This window comes from Paenibacillus terreus (assembly GCF_042138595.1).
GTDB lineage: Bacteria > Bacillota > Bacilli > Paenibacillales > Paenibacillaceae > Paenibacillus > Paenibacillus terreus.
Genome location: NZ_JBHIRX010000015.1, coordinates 148551 through 164574 on the forward strand (window position 1 = coordinate 148551; position 16024 = coordinate 164574).

Below are 16024 nucleotides of genomic sequence, written 5' to 3' on the forward strand. Positions count from 1 at the left end.
TGGTGCTTTCAGTCCGGTATCCATTATTCGCATTAAAGGACGGGATCGATAACGTGAACACAGTTGAATCTTTGCTTAAACACATGCCCCTGTTCAAGGAAGTAATCCGAGGGGATGCGTCAGTCATGCTGTTTGACCGTGAGCAAGTTTTATATTTTGCTCCCGGCAAGTTTATGGACCTGCCGTATAAAGCCGGAGATCCGCTGGAGGAAATCAACAGGGATTTCAAGGATTTGAAGGGCGGGAAGGTCAAGGTGTTGAACCGCTTTCCGAAGGAAGTGTTCGGCATTGCGCTGGATGCGCTGTTCATTCCGATTCTTGAGGACGACGGTGAGGTCGCCGCCGTATTAAGCGTGTCCTATAGTATGGAGAATGAAGTGATGCTGCGCGAAATGATGGATAAAACCGAGGAGATTGCGGCAAGGCTGATGGACAGCGTCCAGTCGGTGGCAGCCCATTCCCAGGAGCTCTCCGCGACCTCCGAGCAGATCCTGGAAAACTCCCGTCAGGCCGTACAAAATTCGGCGAATGTATCGCAGGTGGCCGGGTTCATCCGCGAAATTTCCGATCAGACCAATCTGCTCGGTTTGAACGCGGCGATTGAAGCGGCGCGAGTAGGTGAAGCGGGGGCCGGATTTGATGTCGTAGCCAAAGAGGTGCGCAAATTATCTGTCGATACCAAACAAGCAACCACTGAAATTGAACAATCGCTGCTGGATGTGAAAAATACTATTTTACGGATGCAAAGTGAGATTGCGGATATTGCTTCTTCATCCAATGAACAGGCCAAGCTGGTCACCGAATTTACGGAAGTGATCGATCAGTTGAATGAGACAAGCAGAAATCTGGCACAGTTTGTGAACAAGCTCATTACTTACGAAGTTTGATCAAAGGTATGGATAGCAGAATATGGGTGTCCTAAAAAGTCCATTGATTTAGGGCATCCCTTTCTCTTTGTCCACGAACAGCTGGTAAAAATGCACGTCATGCCATTCCCCGAACTTCAAACCAACCTCTTTAAAAACTCCTATGTAAGAAAAGCCGAATTTTTCGTGAAGCTTCCGGCTTGCCTCATTGCCTCCGACCAGTCCGCTGATGACCGTATGATAAACCAAGATCGGCAGCACGATTCAGAATATCGGTCATCAAGGTGCTGCCGATTCCGTGCCCGCGAAAGCCGGCATCGATATAGATCGATAATTCCGTGGAATAGGCGTATGCCGGCTTGGCCCGGAACGGGCTCAGGCAGGCATAACCGGCGACCTTGCCCTCGAGCTCTGCCACGATCAGCGGATATTTGCCGCCATGGATGTTAAACCATACCGTTCGCTCTTCCAGTGTCTGTGCCTCCAGATCAAAGGTGGCTGCGGAATTCAAAACGGCCTCGTTATAGATAGCGAGCATTTCAGGCAAGTCCTGCAGTATGGCCTCCCGAAGTCTAATCATATAGAAACTCCCCCGATAATATAAAAGTCTAAACCTCGGCTTTGGACAAAGCCAGCAGTGCATCGACATCCAGCAGCGGAATCATGCTGCCGCCGGCTGTCGCAAGCGTCGGAAACACCGCTGCATCCAGCTCTTGTTCCCCGTCATTTTCCTGGATATCTGTTTCCTCCACCATCAAGGTATCAGCAAATTCCTCAGCGAGAATGGCCACCTTATGTCGGCTCAGCAGAATCATTTTGTCCTGCTCCGGCTGCTCAAGCAGCGACAGGTTAAGCATGCTGCGGACATTCAGCACCGCGTACAGCGAGCCCCTTACCGTAATCATACCTTCATGCCATGGTTGTGCAAAGGGCATGGGAGTTCCTTTCTTAGCATTTTGGATTTCTTCCACTTCCTGAAAGTTGATGGCGAACGGCTTGCCGGCCAGCTTGAACATGAGATACGGCGTCATTTGTAGAACACTCCTTTGAAAAAAATGAAAATGGTTCCCGATTTCCGGTTCCCGGACATCATTCGGATACATGGGCTGCTTTTCTAAGTATATCGGCATTTTACTGCTTCCGGTTTATCCGGGTGAGTGTTATGATAACAGAGAAACCATATAATAGGAGAGTGAATGATCATGGCTCGCACCAAGACCCAAAAAGCCATAGCCCAAGCGGAGCGCGCGGGAAAGCGCAGCTTTGCGGACAACCGGAAAACAAACGACCAATACGGCGCTCTGTCGCAGCACATACGAACCACCCCCACCAAGCTGGAAAAACTTCATAAAATAAAGCATAAAAAGCGGATCGGAGACGATGGCGCTTTTTTTCGTTGTGGGGAAAATTTGGCGTTACTCTCCTACAGCAGGGTGGAAAGATGGTATTCTTATTGTAATTCATACCGTACAGGAGTGAGCCGTCATGACTTTAGCCCGCACCGGGGAGATCATTCCCAGAGAGAAAGTGAACCTGGACAAAAGATATCCGATTTATATCGCAGACACCATCGGCGTCAGCTCTCCTTATCAGAAGCTGCACTGGCATGATGTGCTGGAGATCAATTATATCAAGTCCGGCTCCGGATACTACGTGATCAACGGTAAAAGGTTTGAATTCCGGCAGGGAGACATTCTGCTGATTAATTCCAATGATCTGCACTGCGCGTATGAAGTAAAGGACCTTGTCATTATGGTCATTGAATTCGATATGTCCTGGTTTGTCAGCAGCCTGCGTTATGATCCGGAGATTCTTTCCCCGTACAAGGATATGGGCATCCATTTCACCAACCTGCTAGACCGCACCTCACCGCATATTGAGGAGCTGCGTACGCTTTTGCTGGAGATGCAGCAGGAGCATGAGCAAGCCCGTCCATCGTACATTTCCCTGGTGTATGCCCACTTGCTGCGCTTTCTTTCCTGTGTGAACCGCTATTTCCGTCTGGAAGATGCCAGACAGTGCAGCAGTACCAACGTCAGCTCGCTTCAGCTTGAGAAGATGCGTCAGGTCATCCACGCCATGGAAGAAAAGCTTTCCCACCCATGGACTTTGGAGGAGCTTGCTGCCATCGTCTACCTGAGTCCGTCCAGGTTCAGCGATATTTTTCGCCGGGCTGTCGGCACGTCCCCTCTGGAATACCTGATCCAGCTCCGTTTGGAACATGCGCTGATGCTGCTGGAGCAGACGCAGCTGAAGGTTATGGATGTCGCCATGGAATGCGGCTTCCGCAGCCTGTCCAATTTTAATCATTTGTTCAAAAAGCACATCGGTAAATCCCCGAAGCATGCCAGAATGCGGCAGCATAACACCCTTTCACTTAAAGAATAAGCATATCCTTACAAAATGTGACTCATAGTTGACGTCGAAAGATAGAATTCCCCCCTCATAGGCCAATGTAACCAAAAAACCAGTAAGATAGCGTAACTTTACAGATGTTTAACAGAAGAAATGCACTGTTTTCGCCATGTAAAATAGGAAAAAAAGACAGGTTGCCTGACGCGCTTCTGACAAGCGGAAGCCGTGCGGTTCCTGTTAAAGGGGGGACGTTTCTGCAAAGCGGCGTTCGTACGGAGCGGCAATCTGCGGCCAACCCGGACAGAGAAGTCGATCACAAGCCCGGTCGGCTGGTCAGATTTGCCCGGCAGTGGGAAATTCAGCTGATGGTTGTGCCTGCGCTGCTCTTCATTATCGTGTTCAGCTACGTCCCGATGTACGGGGTGCTGATGGCCTTTCAGGATTACAATATTTTCAAAGGCTTTCTGGCAAGTCCATGGGTAGGCTTCAAGCATTTCGAAATGTTCTTCCATGCCCCCGAGTTTTGGAAGGTTATAAGGAACACCATCGTCATCAGCCTGCTGAAGCTGCTGGTTGGGTTCCCGGCACCCATCATTCTGGCGTTGATGCTGAACGAAATTCGCAGCCGGATCTTCAAAAGGACGATTCAGACCATTAGCTATCTTCCTCATTTTCTGTCCTGGGTCATCGTCTCCGGTTTTGTCGTATCCATGCTGTCTACCGACAATGGCAGTCTCAATATTGCGCTTATGAAATTGAATCTGATTGAGGCTCCGGTTAATTTCCTGTCTCTACCCGAGTACTTCTGGACCATTCTGGTGACTACGGGCGTCTGGAAGGAGATTGGCTTCTCCTCCATCGTATATCTGGCGGCCATTGCGGGTGTAAATCCGCAGCTGTATGAAGCCGCAGCCATGGATGGGGCAAGCCGTCTGCGGCAAATCTTTTCAATCACGATTCCCTCTATCATGCCGGTCATTATCGTATTTATGATACTCGCCATCGGCAATCTACTGAATGCGGGCTTTGACGATATCCTGCTGCTTGGTGCAAATCCGGTGCTGCGGGATGTAGGGGATGTGATCGATACCTACGTATATCGGGTGGGTATTCAGAATTCGCGGTATTCGTATGCCACTGCTGTCGGATTATTCAAGGCGCTGATCAGTGTCGGTCTGCTGGCAGCCGCCAACTATGCCGCCCGCAAATCCGGCAACAGCTTGTGGTAATCCATACGTGATCCGAAAGAGCCGGCAGAGAGGAGGAGCCGCATGAAGCTGACCCTGGAAGACAAGGTTCTGACATTCATCATTTATGTTTTGCTGACATTGCTTGGATTTGCCGCCTTTTATCCGTTCTGGAACGCGGCGGTCATCTCGTTCAACGATGGGAACGATACGCTGCGGGGAGGGATTACCTTCTGGCCCAGAGCCTTTACGCTGGAGAACTACGCCGTCGTGTTCAAGGATAAGCGGCTGATCGACGGGTTTGTCATTTCGGTGCTGCGGACGGCGACCGGTACGGTTCTGTCCATACTTGCGACGGCTATCTTCGCTTATGGCATGACCAAGCGGGAGTTGATGGGGCGCAAATTTTATATGATCCTCTGTGTCATTACTATGTACTTTAGCGGGGGATTGATTCCTACTTATCTGCTTATCCGCGAGCTGCACCTGATCGATACGTTCTGGGTCATGATTATTCCCGGCATCATCAGCGTATGGAATATGATTATTTTCCGGACATTTTTTATGGGCATGCCAGACGGTCTGGATGAATCGGCACGGATTGATGGCTGCTCGCACTGGGGCGTATTTTTTCGCATTATTCTGCCGCTGTCGGGGCCGGTACTGGCAACCTTGTCCCTGTTCACCGCAGTCTATCACTGGAATGACTGGTTCGCCCCCAGCATTTATATCACCAATCTGGACCTGCTGCCCATTCAAACCAAGCTGCAGCAGATTCTCAATTCCAACATCATGAAAGAGCAGATGTCTCAAATGGATTCCGCGGCGGCTAGCCATTTGAATCAGATGAAGAGTGTAACGACCAAGTCGCTCTCCATGGCTACGATGATGGTGGCTACCGTACCGATCCTGCTTGTGTATCCGTTTGTACAGAAATATTTCGTTAAAGGGGTCATGATCGGATCGTTGAAGGAGTAGCCGGTCAACCGGCGGCGCTTCATTCGTTCTCTGCAAGTGCATACAAGGGGGAAGGTACCATGGATGGTTGGAAAAAGAACACGCTTCTGTCTTCTCTGTCAGTCCTGCTTGTCATGATGCTCGGTTTGACCGGATGCTCGGGTTCGGGCGGCGGTAAGGAGGGCTCCTCTGCAGCCGGGGGTGAACCGGTAACGCTGGGCACGGATCCATTAACCTTCTCGTTCTACGGTCATTACGACTGGTATACGATGCCGGTATGGGGCGAGGATATAGCCACCAAGTGGATTCAGGAGAACAAGAAAGTAATCGTTGAACCCGTCAGCTCAGGCGGCAATGCCAAACAGAAGCTGAGCACCATGATCGTATCGGGTGAACTGCCTGACGTCATTTGGCTGGAACGGGGGCCTGATGTAGAGAAGCTGCGTGCGGCGGGCATGCTGGTTCCGTTTGATGACTATCTCGATAAATATCCCAATCTGAAGAAATGGGCAGGTGAATCCACCCTGGATATGCTGCGCTCCCCGGACGGCAAGCTGTATCAGTTCCCGAACTGGTATACAACACAGCCAAACGGCAATGCGGGGTATGTGGTAAACAAGAAAATTTATAAAGAGCTGGGTTCGCCTCCGCTGGAAACCACGGATGATTTTTATGCCTATTTGAAAATGGTCAAGGAAAAATTCCCTGATGTTATTCCTTTTGAAGTGGGTGAGAAGGCGAACGGAGTGAGTATCCTCACCACTGCCTTTGCCGAAAAACGCCCGTACCTGTTTAACAGCATGATGGCCGTGCCAAACGGGGATCAGTTAACATCCATTTTCAAAGATCCGGCTTACCGTGAAGGCCTGCAGCTGGCGAATAAGCTGTACCGGGAAGGGTTGATCACCCAGGATGCCTTCACCCAGAAGCCGGAGCAAATTGAGCAAAAGATCCGCAACGGCCAGGTTGCCGTATATGCCGCGTCCAGTCCGACCGAGTATGGGGCGATCGGAAATGCAATATTGTCGGCGGAGGACCCGGAAGCAGGTTATTTCATGATCTGGCCCATTCGTAAGGAAGGGCTCGATAAAAATAAAATTTTCCCGGGAGATTATAAGCAGCAGGGCTGGAACGTAAGTGTTATTACCCAATCGGCGAAAAATCCGGAGGCTATCTTCGCTTTCCTTGACTGGATGACAGGACCAGAAGGGCAGCGGGTCATCATGTGGGGACCGGAGGGTACATTCTGGGACGGGGTCGACGAGGATGAGGCCCCCCTGTTTACGGAGAAGTATGTCAACGATACCAAGGCGCGTGACGAGTTCATGAACTCAACCGTGAATCTCCAATGGGTCGGCAATACGGTGTATGTAGACAATTCGAAGATGAAATTCGAGAAGACGCTGCCGCCTGAAAAACAAAATTGGGAGTCGCGCTGGCAGTCGGAGATTACATGGAAGACGCAGTATAATACAACGGAATTTACGAACCTTGATCCTGCGGGGGATTCGGACGAGGGCATTGTGGCGCAAAGCGTGCTGGATATTTATGATAAGGCATTTGCTGCTTCAGTCATGTCCGCCAAGTCCGAAGACGAGGTGCTTGCCATACTGGATCAGGCGGAAGCGGACGCGCAGCAGGCCGGGTATGAGCGGCTGCTGAAGTACAAGACAGAAAGATGGCAGGAGAATCTAAGCAAGCTGAAATAGGAGAGAGAGCATTGAACTATTACTTGGGTGTAGACGGCGGCGGCAGCAAAACCCTGGCTGTCGTGTCGGATGAGCAGGGACAGATCGTGGGCAGGGGAATGAGCGGCTGCGGCAACCATCAGGTAGGGGCTGAACTGGCCCGCCGCAGCATCCGTGAAGCGGTGGCAGAAGCCCTGTCCCACGCAGGGCTAGTGAGGGAGCAGATTGAGTTCGCCATGTTCGGGCTGGCAGGGGCGGACCGCGAAGCGGACTTTCGCATCCTGAGACCGATGATGGCCGAGCTGGATTTTCCCGCCCATGATATTGTGTGTGACACGGAGATTGGGCTTAGAGCGGGGACGCGGCAGCAGGATGGCGTGGTCATCGTGTGCGGCAGCGGCACGAATTGCTTTGGCGTCAACAAGCATGGAGAATCGCTGCAATGCGGCGGATTCGGTTATAACTACGGTGATTTTGGAGGAGGCAGCGGCCTCGCGATAGAGGTATTTCGTACCGTCATCCGGGCCTGGGAAGGAAGGGAACAGCCTACATTGCTGACCGGAGTTGTGCTGCAGACGCTGGGGTACTCGTCGGTGGAGCACATGTTCCATGATTTTCTGGATCATGGCAAGGTGATTCCGCGTCATCTGACCAAGGCGCTGTTCCAGGTAGCGGAGCATGACGAAGCGGCAAGGCGCATTCTTCAGCGCCAGGGAGAGGAGCTGGGCATCGCGGCAGCGGCGGTGATTCATAAGCTGGCTATGATGCAGGACAGCTTTGATCTTGTGCTCGTGGGCAGCGTGCTCACCCGCGGCGACAGCCGGTACATCATTCCTCATATCGAAAAAAACGTGAAGACAGCCGCGCCGGGCTGCAGTCTGCGCAGACTGGCCTTGGAGCCGGCGGCCGGAGCCGTTCTGCTCGCGATGGAGCGGGCGGGGCACCGGGTTGCCGAGTCGGTATATGAACGTCTGGATGACGGCTTGTCAGTCAAGGAGGTAGGAGCATGAGCGAGCAATTGAAAATCGCGGTGATTGGCGGAGGGTCGTCGTACACGCCAGAGCTGATTGAAGGATTTATACTTAATTATGAGACGCTCCCCGTAACGGAGATTGTGCTGGTGGATATTCCAGAGGGCTTTCACAAGCTGACCATTGTGGGGCAGCTGGCTGAGCGTATGATTGCCGCGTCCGGTCTGCCGATTAAGCTCAGAATGACTATGGATCGGCGTTCCGCGCTGGAAGGGGCCACCTTTGTTTCAACACAGATGAGGGTGGGGCTGCTTGATGCCCGTGCCCGTGATGAATCCATTCCGCTGAAGTATGGCATGATCGGGCAGGAAACGACCGGGCCGGGGGGCATGATGAAAGCCCTGCGCACGATTCCGGTGCTGCTGGATCTCTGCCGGGAGATGGAAGAGGTGTGCCCGGATGCCTGGCTTCTGAACTTCACCAATCCGGCAGGCATGGTGACAGAGGCCATCCTCAAGCATTCCCGCATTCGCTCAGTGGGCTTGTGCAATTCACCCATTGGAGCTTACAAGTGGCTGTCGTCACTGTACAATGTGCCGATTGATCGTATCCACTGTGAGTTTGTCGGGCTGAATCACTTGCACTGGATCAGCAGGATTACGGTGGATGGCCGATCGAAGCTGGAAGAGCTGCTGGACAACCGGGAAGGCTATTCGGCGAAAAATGTCCCCCAGTTTGCGTGGAACGGTACGCTGCTGCAATCTATCGGAGCGATTCCTTCCTATTATCTGAAATACTTCTATCTGCAGCGTGAAATGCTTGCTGAGCAGATGGAAGCCGCTGCAAAGGGAGAGAGCCGGGCTGAAACTGTGAAACGGCTGGAGAGCGAGCTGTTCGAGATTTATCAGAATCCGGATTTGAAGGAAAAGCCCAAGCAGCTGGAGCAGCGCGGTGGCGCCTACTATTCGGAAGCCGCAGTACACTTAATGAATTCCCTGTACAATGATTCCGGAGATACCCAAACCCTGAATGTTTCCAATCAAGGGATTTTAAGCTTTCTGCCCGACGACGCCTGCATTGAAGTGAACTGTACGGTTACGAAGGATGGACCGGTGCCACAGCCGGTTACAGTCATCCCGGATGCGGTCAAGGGATTGATCATGGCGGTCAAAACCTACGAACGGCTCGCTATCGAGGCTGCCGTCACCGGCGACCGGGGACTTGCGCTTTCGGCGCTGGCCCACCATCCCCTGGTCGGTTCCGTCAACGATGCCGAACGGATGCTTGAAGAGATGCTGGAGCAGAATCAGCAGTATCTCCCGAACTTTTTTCAACAAATCCATTAGGAAATGGGGCTGTTTGTGATGAAAAAGGACAACATTCACCAAAGATTGCGCAAAGGAATTGCAATGCTGTTGGCTTGCAGCAGTCTTCTGCTGGCTGTGCCGGCATCTGCCGCGGGTGCATTTAATGACCCGTTGAACGCATTTAATGATGGCAGATTTTATAAGTCAGACGGCTGGGGAAACGGCGATGACTTCGGGGTCTTTTGGAAGGCGAACAATGTGGAATTCAACAATGGCATTATGGCGCTCAGACTGGACAAATCGAACTGTCCTTCGGGCTGTGAAGGGAAGCCATATGCTTCAGGGGAGTATGCAACGAATGATAATACGTACGGCTACGGACGCGTGGAAGCGCGCATGAAGGTGGCCAAAGGGACGGGACTGGTGACCTCGCTGTTCACCTATTATGACCGTGACCCGGACCCGGACGTGGACAGAAATGACGAGATTGACATCGAAATTCTGGGCAAGGATACGACGAAGCTGGAGACCAATTATTATACGAACGGTGTGGGGGAGCACAGTACGGTGATCGATTTGGGGTTCGATGCATCGCTTGATTTCCATACCTATGCCTTTGAATGGTCTCCAACCTCCATAAAATGGTATGTGGACGGCAAGCTGGTTCATACCGAGAACGGTTCCAGGGGAGAGCTTCCTTCCCATCCGGGCCATATTATGGTGAACTTCTGGGCAGGGGCCAATGATGCGGCTAAATACTGGACGGAAGACTTCGTTTATCCGGGCTCGCCTGTGCGCGCCTATTATGACTATATTAAATACACACCGGCACCATAATTAGAAAGTCTTGATTAAGCTGATCATTTCGGACTGCTCTCCGCTCACTTATAGGACGCGGGGGGCAGTTTTTTTGCTGAAGATTATAGATAGCCGCTTTTCTTTCGATTCCACCGCTTCTATTATTTCTATAGGAGTTTGTATACCCTGTATGCTAAAATAGAGAACATGAGCAAGTGAGCATTCCTGTAACAAATTGCTCATCAGCTTAATTAACAGCTTTTCGCTTGCAGGATATGGAGGGGATAACATGCAGTTAATCGATCAGGAGCTGGTACAGCGCAAGATTGACGCCTTAAAGGATCAGGATATATATCTGCATCTTGAAATGACCACGGGAGCGTATGCCGCGCACCGGGACAGCACCAAGCATCCTGCAGCCAACTTTATTTCCAATGCCAAAATCCGTTACTCCCACGGATCTATAGCTGGAACACGGCCTTTCCGTGTCGGATTGAAGACCGAAGAAGGCTGGGTATATGCAGAGGGATTGACCCATTGGGACGAGCAGGAGACAGAGCGGCTTATTCTGGCCGGTCATGATGCCCAGGGCAAACTGGTTGTCGCGCTGCAGTTGAGCAGCACGCCGTTTTGAGAGGAGATGAAGCATTCTATGAATCAGCGTATTCTGGTTATACTTCCTCATCCGGATGATGAGGCTTTCGGCCTGTCGGGAACGCTGGCCAAGCGGATTGCCGAGGGATATCAGGTGACGTACGCCTGTCTGACCTTAGGGGAAATGGGCCGCAATATGGGAGTGCCTCCTTTTGCCAACAGGGTGACGCTTCCGCAGATCCGCAAGGTGGAGCTTGAGGAATCCGCCCGTGCCATCGGCATTCAGGACCTGCGCATGCTCGGTTTTCATGATAAAACGATTGAATTCGAGGACCAGGAGCGGCTGGACGGCATGATCCGCGATCTGCTGGAAGAGCTGAATCCATCGCTGGTGGTTACCTTTTATCCGGGATACAGTGTTCATCCCGATCATGATGCGACAGGGGCAGCGGTCATCCGCACCATCGAAAGCTTGCCAGCAGAACAGCGGCCGGTTGTGCACTGCCTCGCGTTCTCGCGAAACTGCCAGCAGGTGCTCGGTCCGCCTGATGTGCTTCATGACGTCAGCGATTACCTGGAACTCAAAATGAGATCCATTCAAGCTCACCGCTCCCAGTTCCAGTTCGAGGATTTCCTTGGCACCAAGAATCCGTCCGATGAGGAAATTAAGGCCCATTTTGGCAAGGAGCATTTTTGGACATATAGCTTCGAGGATTAAATTTAACCGACAGTGAGGGCAGCACAAAAAGGGGCGCTTCCGAGGTCAATGGACCCGGTGCGCCCTTTTTGCACTGTTATTAACCTCTGCGTTTGGAAATGGCCGCTTCCAGCCGCCGCATTGCTTCCTCAACAGTAGCGCGGGTACAGCCGAGATTCATGCGCATAAATCCGTCGCCATCCGTGCCGAAGGAATCACCGCTGTTCAAGCCGAGCTTTGCCTCCGCAATGAGGAAGGAGCTGAGCTCTTTGCCTTTCAAGCCAAGCGCGCGGAAATCCAGCCACAGTAAATAAGTACCTTCTGGCCGCCGTACTTTCACCTCAGGCAGATGCTCTTCACAAAAATCGCATACATAATCGATATTTCCGCGTACATGGTCCAGGAGCGCATCCAGCCATTCCGCCCCCTCGCGGTAGGCTGCTTCTGCGGCAGTCAGTCCAAGCGGTGTGGCTGAGCCCATCGCATGAATTTCAAGCGCTTTGCTGAACTTCACGCGGAGCTCCTTGTTCGGGATGATCAGATTTGCGGTGTTCAGACCGGCAATATTGAACGTCTTGCTAGGGGCGGTACAGATAATGCTGCGCTGGGCGGCATCCTCCGACAGGGAGGCGAACGGAGGATGGCTTCCTGCCTCGAAAACCAGGTCGGCATGAATTTCATCCGATACAACCAGCACATTCCACTTGGCGCAGATATCAGCCAGCCGCTGCAGTTCTTCCTTCGTCCAGACACGCCCTACAGGATTATGAGGACTGCACAGAATGAGCAGTTTGATTTTGCCCCCGGCCATTTTGCTTTCCATATCTTCAAAATCCATGCTGTAATAACCATCCTGCTCCAGCAGCGGGTTGAGTACCAGCTCACGGCCGTGATTTTTCACGACACTATGAAACGGCGGATACACCGGGGTTTGAATCATCACCTGATCCCCCGGCTCCGTAAACTTTTCGACGATCAGACTGAGTGCCGGGACAACGCCTGGACAGAACTGAATCCATTCCTTCTCAATGGTCCAATTGTGGCGGTTTTGCATCCAGTTGATGATCGACTCATAATATGATGGGGAGGGATATGTATAGCCGAATACCCCGTGCTCTATCCGTTCACGCACGGCGCGGACGACGGCCGGCGGCGCCTGAAAATCCATATCCGCCACCCACATGGGCAGAACGTCCTCTGTTCCAAATACAGCCGCTCTGTTATCCCATTTATAGGAATTGGTGCGGGTGCGGTCAATATGTAAATTAAAATCCATGTATAGTCCTCCCCTGTAATGTATGTAGGTCCTGTTATGTTTTTAAGTATAAAGGATTACGGGGCTTTATGAAAATTAAAACGGAAAAAGTTCTTTACACCATCCTGGGTTTTTCATACAATAGGCATATAACATACTAATCGGGTAGGAATTATAAATTATTAAGGTTCTCACCGTACAGACGGAGGAACTCCTTAGGCTGCACAGGACTGGCAGGATCGCAGAGATCGCCGGGATTGTCGTGCTGTCACGAGGAATTCTTCCGTCTTTTTTTCTGCCTGTACACAGCAAAATGAATTTTTTGTCAACCAAATCGGAGCAACCGGGGGAGAGAATTTGTATGAAAAAGGGGTACAGAAAAGGACTTTTAATCGGTTTGTCATTCGTATTAACCGCCATGCTGGCAGCCTGCGGCGGCAGTTCAACCGGGAACGACACTGCGGCGTCCAAGGGAGGCACCGGCGAAGCAGCGCCTAAAGAAGTGGAATTGCTGAATGTATCTTATGATCCTACACGCGAGCTTTATGAAGCTTACAACAAAGCTTTTGCAGCCCATTGGGAGCAGGAGGAAGGACAGAAGGTCACCATTAAACAGTCGCATGGCGGATCAGGCAAACAGAGCCGCTCGGTCCTCGACGGACTTCAGGCGGATGTGGTTACACTGGCGTTAGGATATGACATCGATGCGCTGCAGCAGAAGGGCCTTATCCAGGAAGGCTGGCAGAGCAAGTTTGAGCATAACAGCTCGCCCTACACATCAACGATTGTGCTGCTGGTCCGTAAGGGAAATCCGAAGGGCATCAAGGACTGGAATGATTTAATCAAGGACGGGGTCGAGGTAATCACGCCGAACCCCAAAACATCAGGCGGAGCCCGCTGGAACTATCTTGCAGCCTGGGGATATGCCTTGAAGCACAACAACAACGATGAAGCGAAGGCGCAGGAGTTTGTGAAGGAGCTGTTTACGCATGTGCCTGTTCTGGACAGCGGCGCGCGCGGCGCAACGACGACCTTCGTGGAACGGGGGATCGGGGATGTGCTGATTGCCTGGGAAAATGAGGCGCTGCTGTCGGTGAAGGAGCTTGGGCAAGACAAATTTGATATTGTCTATCCGTCTGTCAGCATTCTGGCAGAGCCGCCGGTGGCTGTTGTCGATAAAGTCGTTGATAAAAAAGGAACGCGCAAAGTGGCGGAGGCTTATCTGAAATACTTGTACAGCGAAGAAGGACAGACGATTGCCGCCGAAAACTTCTACCGCCCAACGCTGGAGAGTGTGGCTGAAAAGTTCAAGGACAGCTTCCCTGCGATTGAACTGTTCACGCTGCAGGATATATTCGGAACATGGCAGGAAACCCAGGAAAAGCATTTTAACGACGGAGGCATATTTGATCAAATTTATGCGCCGAAGTAAGGGGATTTTGTACCGTGAAGGAGTGGAGTGAGGATGGGAGGAGCTCAAGCTTCCGGCAAAAAGGTGCTGCCGGGCTTCGGTCTCACGATGGGATATACGGTGCTGTATCTCAGTCTGGTTGTGTTGCTCCCCTTGTCGGCGCTGCTGTTGAATTCAACAGGGCTGACATGGGCGAAGTTTTGGGAGGCTGCTCTGGATCCGAGAGTGATCGCATCCTATAAGGTAAGCTTTCTCTGCTCGGCAGCCGCCGCTTTGATCAATCTGTTTCTCGGCCTGCTGCTGGCATGGGTGCTTGTCCGTTATGATTTTCCCGGCAAACGGGTATTTGACGCGATTATAGATTTGCCGTTTGCGCTGCCTACCGCCGTGGCGGGGGTGGCGCTGACGGCACTCTATTCGCAAAACGGGTGGATCGGCTCCATTTTCGAGCCACTTAGCATCAGGTTGGCCTTTTCACAGATCGGCATTACGTTGGCGTTAATGTTCATTGGCATCCCCTTTGTAGTGCGCACCGTGCAGCCGGTGCTGGAGGAGCTGGAAGCGGACACGGAAGAGGCGGCTGCGACGCTCGGGGCCGGCAGATGGCGCACCTTCCGCAGCGTGACTATGCCTGAGCTTATCCCTCCGCTGATCACGGGATTTGCGTTAGCTTTTGCCAGAGGGATTGGGGAATACGGTTCGGTAGTATTTATTTCTGGCAACATGCCGATGAAGACGGAGATCGCTCCGCTGCTGATCATGTCCAAGCTGGAGCAGTATGACTACGCCGGTGCGACAGCGGTTGCGCTGATGCTGCTTGCGATATCCTTCATCCTGCTGCTCTGCATCAATATGGTGCAGCGCCTTTCAAGAAAACGGATGGCCTGAGAAAGAGGAGGCTCAAATATGACGGATTCCGCCCAAGTTTTGACTGGATCGCATGTACCGCCAAGGCTGTCCGGCAGAAGTGCAACCACGGAGGCCCCCTGGGTCAAATGGGCGCTTATCGGGGCTGCCTTGCTGGTGCTTTTGTGGCTGCTTGTGCTCCCGCTTGCGGTTGTAATGGCTGAGGCGCTCAAGCAGGGGTGGCAGGTGTATGTGGCAGCGCTGCGCGACCCGGATGCGCTGTCCGCCCTGCGGCTGACCTTGCTCGTAGCGGCGATTACGGTGCCGCTGAACACCATCTTTGGTACAGCGGCCGCCTGGCTGGTAACCAAATTTAAATTCCGCGGCAAAGGCATTCTCGTTACGCTGATTGATCTGCCTTTTGCCATTTCACCCGTGGTCGGGGGACTGATCTATGTCCTTGTCTTCGGGGCTCAAGGCTGGTTCGGTCCGTGGCTGGATGAGCATGATATCAAAATTATTTTTGCGGTTCCAGGCATCGTTCTTGCCACGCTGTTTATTACGTTCCCTTTTGTAGCCAGAGAGCTGATTCCTCTGATGGAGGAGCAGGGAACCCATGAAGAGGAAGCGGCTGTAACGCTTGGCGCCGGGGGATGGCAGGTGTTTTGGCGCGTTACGCTGCCCAATATCAAATGGGGGCTGCTCTATGGGATCATCCTGTGCAATGCAAGGGCCATGGGGGAATTCGGGGCGGTATCGGTCGTATCCGGCCATATCCGCGGCGAAACGAATACGCTGCCGCTGCATGTGGAGATTTTGTATAACGAATATCAATTTTCCGCTTCCTTTGCCGTGGCTTCCTTGCTGCTGCTGCTTGCCCTTGCCACCCTTGTGCTGAAAAGCTGGCTTCAGCGCAAAAAAGTTCACTTGTAAGGCTTGGAAACGATTGACGTCGGTTTTGGAAGCATGATAAATTATAAACCAAGTATATAGGTTGGATAACAATGTTTTATAAAGGTAGTTCAAAAAGTCATCTTTTGATCACGAAGGAAGTCAGGAAGCGGACTCGACATCGAATCTTGAATTCAGCCG

General features: G+C 52.1%; 17 protein-coding genes. 14 read left to right on the top strand and 3 right to left on the bottom strand.

All coding sequences use genetic code 11. The annotated features are described in order from the left end of the window. Positions 1 to 53: 53 nt before the first annotated feature. Positions 54 to 887, top strand: a complete 834-nt coding sequence (locus tag ACE5KN_RS23085; RefSeq protein WP_375533161.1) for a methyl-accepting chemotaxis protein — start codon at positions 54 to 56, stop codon at positions 885 to 887. 184 nt (positions 888 to 1071) lie between these two features. On the opposite strand, the gene ACE5KN_RS23090 is transcribed toward ACE5KN_RS23085, so the two are convergent. Beyond that, positions 1072 to 1446, bottom strand: coding sequence for a GNAT family N-acetyltransferase (locus ACE5KN_RS23090; protein WP_375527207.1), 375 nt, complete (start codon positions 1444 to 1446; stop codon positions 1072 to 1074). A gap of 28 nt (positions 1447 to 1474) precedes the next feature. Beyond that, the gene (locus ACE5KN_RS23095; protein WP_375527206.1) at positions 1475 to 1897 is read right to left on the bottom strand and encodes a chemotaxis protein CheW; all 423 of its coding nucleotides are present in this window, start codon (positions 1895 to 1897) and stop codon (positions 1475 to 1477) included. A gap of 171 nt (positions 1898 to 2068) precedes the next feature. On the opposite strand from ACE5KN_RS23095, the gene brfA reads away from it, so the two are divergent. From brfA to bshB2, 10 genes are all read left to right on the top strand, one after another. Then, positions 2069 to 2476, top strand: a complete 408-nt coding sequence (gene brfA, locus ACE5KN_RS31180; RefSeq protein ID WP_511215706.1) for a ribosome rescue factor BrfA — start codon at positions 2069 to 2071, stop codon at positions 2474 to 2476. After that, positions 2394 to 3254: an AraC family transcriptional regulator gene (locus tag ACE5KN_RS23105; protein ID WP_511215707.1), complete on the top strand. Its 861-nt coding sequence runs from the start codon at positions 2394 to 2396 to the stop codon at positions 3252 to 3254. Before brfA ends, ACE5KN_RS23105 begins: the two co-directional genes overlap by 83 nt. Before the next feature lie 332 nt (positions 3255 to 3586). Next, entirely contained in the window at positions 3587 to 4450 is an 864-nt protein-coding gene (locus ACE5KN_RS23110; RefSeq protein WP_375527279.1) for an ABC transporter permease, read from the top strand. A gap of 42 nt (positions 4451 to 4492) precedes the next feature. Further along, positions 4493 to 5386 carry a carbohydrate ABC transporter permease gene (locus tag ACE5KN_RS23115; protein WP_375527203.1) on the top strand — a complete coding sequence of 298 codons (894 nt, stop codon included), beginning with the start codon at positions 4493 to 4495 and terminating at the stop codon, positions 5384 to 5386. A gap of 59 nt (positions 5387 to 5445) precedes the next feature. Continuing rightward, positions 5446 to 7074 carry an extracellular solute-binding protein gene (locus tag ACE5KN_RS23120; RefSeq protein WP_375527202.1) on the top strand — a complete coding sequence of 543 codons (1629 nt, stop codon included), beginning with the start codon at positions 5446 to 5448 and terminating at the stop codon, positions 7072 to 7074. A gap of 11 nt (positions 7075 to 7085) precedes the next feature. Beyond that, positions 7086 to 8063, top strand: coding sequence for an N-acetylglucosamine kinase (locus tag ACE5KN_RS23125; RefSeq protein WP_375527201.1), 978 nt, complete (start codon positions 7086 to 7088; stop codon positions 8061 to 8063). Next, positions 8060 to 9370, top strand: coding sequence for a 6-phospho-beta-glucosidase (locus ACE5KN_RS23130; protein ID WP_375527200.1), 1311 nt, complete (start codon positions 8060 to 8062; stop codon positions 9368 to 9370). The genes ACE5KN_RS23125 and ACE5KN_RS23130 overlap by 4 nt, the downstream gene beginning before the upstream one ends. Positions 9371 to 9433: 63 nt before the next feature. Further along, the gene (gene bglS, locus ACE5KN_RS23135; protein WP_445993925.1) at positions 9434 to 10168 is read left to right on the top strand and encodes a beta-glucanase; all 735 of its coding nucleotides are present in this window, start codon (positions 9434 to 9436) and stop codon (positions 10166 to 10168) included. Positions 10169 to 10418: 250 nt separating this feature from the next. Continuing rightward, positions 10419 to 10763, top strand: a complete 345-nt coding sequence (locus ACE5KN_RS23140; RefSeq protein WP_355321921.1) for a YojF family protein — start codon at positions 10419 to 10421, stop codon at positions 10761 to 10763. Between the two features lie 18 nt (positions 10764 to 10781). Further along, positions 10782 to 11441, top strand: a complete 660-nt coding sequence (bshB2, locus tag ACE5KN_RS23145) for a bacillithiol biosynthesis deacetylase BshB2 (RefSeq protein ID WP_375527198.1) — start codon at positions 10782 to 10784, stop codon at positions 11439 to 11441. Positions 11442 to 11520: 79 nt separating this feature from the next. Here bshB2 and ACE5KN_RS23150 read toward each other — a convergent pair whose 3' ends face one another. Beyond that, positions 11521 to 12696, bottom strand: coding sequence for a MalY/PatB family protein (locus ACE5KN_RS23150; RefSeq protein WP_375527197.1), 1176 nt, complete (start codon positions 12694 to 12696; stop codon positions 11521 to 11523). A 340-nt stretch (positions 12697 to 13036) separates the two neighbouring features. On the opposite strand from ACE5KN_RS23150, the gene ACE5KN_RS23155 reads away from it, so the two are divergent. Genes ACE5KN_RS23155 through cysW form a run of 3 tightly spaced genes read left to right on the top strand, consistent with a single transcriptional unit; the run spans position 13037 to position 15865 of the window. Further along, positions 13037 to 14107, top strand: coding sequence for a sulfate ABC transporter substrate-binding protein (locus ACE5KN_RS23155; RefSeq protein WP_375527196.1), 1071 nt, complete (start codon positions 13037 to 13039; stop codon positions 14105 to 14107). A 33-nt stretch (positions 14108 to 14140) separates the two neighbouring features. Then, a complete protein-coding gene (gene cysT / locus ACE5KN_RS23160; protein WP_375527195.1) occupies positions 14141 to 14974 on the top strand; it encodes a sulfate ABC transporter permease subunit CysT in 834 nt (277 codons plus the stop codon). Between the two features lie 18 nt (positions 14975 to 14992). Beyond that, a complete protein-coding gene (gene cysW, locus ACE5KN_RS23165) occupies positions 14993 to 15865 on the top strand; it encodes a sulfate ABC transporter permease subunit CysW (RefSeq protein ID WP_375527194.1) in 873 nt (290 codons plus the stop codon). Positions 15866 to 16024: the final 159 nt, after the last annotated feature.

Bases quoted from the DNA above. Each gene is read 5' to 3' on its own strand.
- ACE5KN_RS23090 (WP_375527207.1), bottom strand. From the start codon at position 1,446: ATGATTAGACTTCGGGAGGCCATACTGCAGGACTTGCCTGAAATGCTC.
- ACE5KN_RS23095 (WP_375527206.1), bottom strand. From the start codon at position 1,897: ATGACGCCGTATCTCATGTTCAAGCTGGCCGGCAAGCCGTTCGCCATC.
- brfA (WP_511215706.1), top strand. From the start codon at position 2,069: ATGGCTCGCACCAAGACCCAAAAAGCCATAGCCCAAGCGGAGCGCGCG.
- ACE5KN_RS23110 (WP_375527279.1), top strand. From the start codon at position 3,587: ATGGTTGTGCCTGCGCTGCTCTTCATTATCGTGTTCAGCTACGTCCCG.
- ACE5KN_RS23115 (WP_375527203.1), top strand. From the start codon at position 4,493: ATGAAGCTGACCCTGGAAGACAAGGTTCTGACATTCATCATTTATGTT.
- ACE5KN_RS23120 (WP_375527202.1), top strand. From the start codon at position 5,446: ATGGATGGTTGGAAAAAGAACACGCTTCTGTCTTCTCTGTCAGTCCTG.
- ACE5KN_RS23130 (WP_375527200.1), top strand. From the start codon at position 8,060: ATGAGCGAGCAATTGAAAATCGCGGTGATTGGCGGAGGGTCGTCGTAC.
- bglS (WP_445993925.1), top strand. From the start codon at position 9,434: ATGCTGTTGGCTTGCAGCAGTCTTCTGCTGGCTGTGCCGGCATCTGCC.
- ACE5KN_RS23140 (WP_355321921.1), top strand. From the start codon at position 10,419: ATGCAGTTAATCGATCAGGAGCTGGTACAGCGCAAGATTGACGCCTTA.
- bshB2 (WP_375527198.1), top strand. From the start codon at position 10,782: ATGAATCAGCGTATTCTGGTTATACTTCCTCATCCGGATGATGAGGCT.
- ACE5KN_RS23150 (WP_375527197.1), bottom strand. From the start codon at position 12,696: ATGGATTTTAATTTACATATTGACCGCACCCGCACCAATTCCTATAAA.
- ACE5KN_RS23155 (WP_375527196.1), top strand. From the start codon at position 13,037: ATGAAAAAGGGGTACAGAAAAGGACTTTTAATCGGTTTGTCATTCGTA.
- cysT (WP_375527195.1), top strand. From the start codon at position 14,141: ATGGGAGGAGCTCAAGCTTCCGGCAAAAAGGTGCTGCCGGGCTTCGGT.
- cysW (WP_375527194.1), top strand. From the start codon at position 14,993: ATGACGGATTCCGCCCAAGTTTTGACTGGATCGCATGTACCGCCAAGG.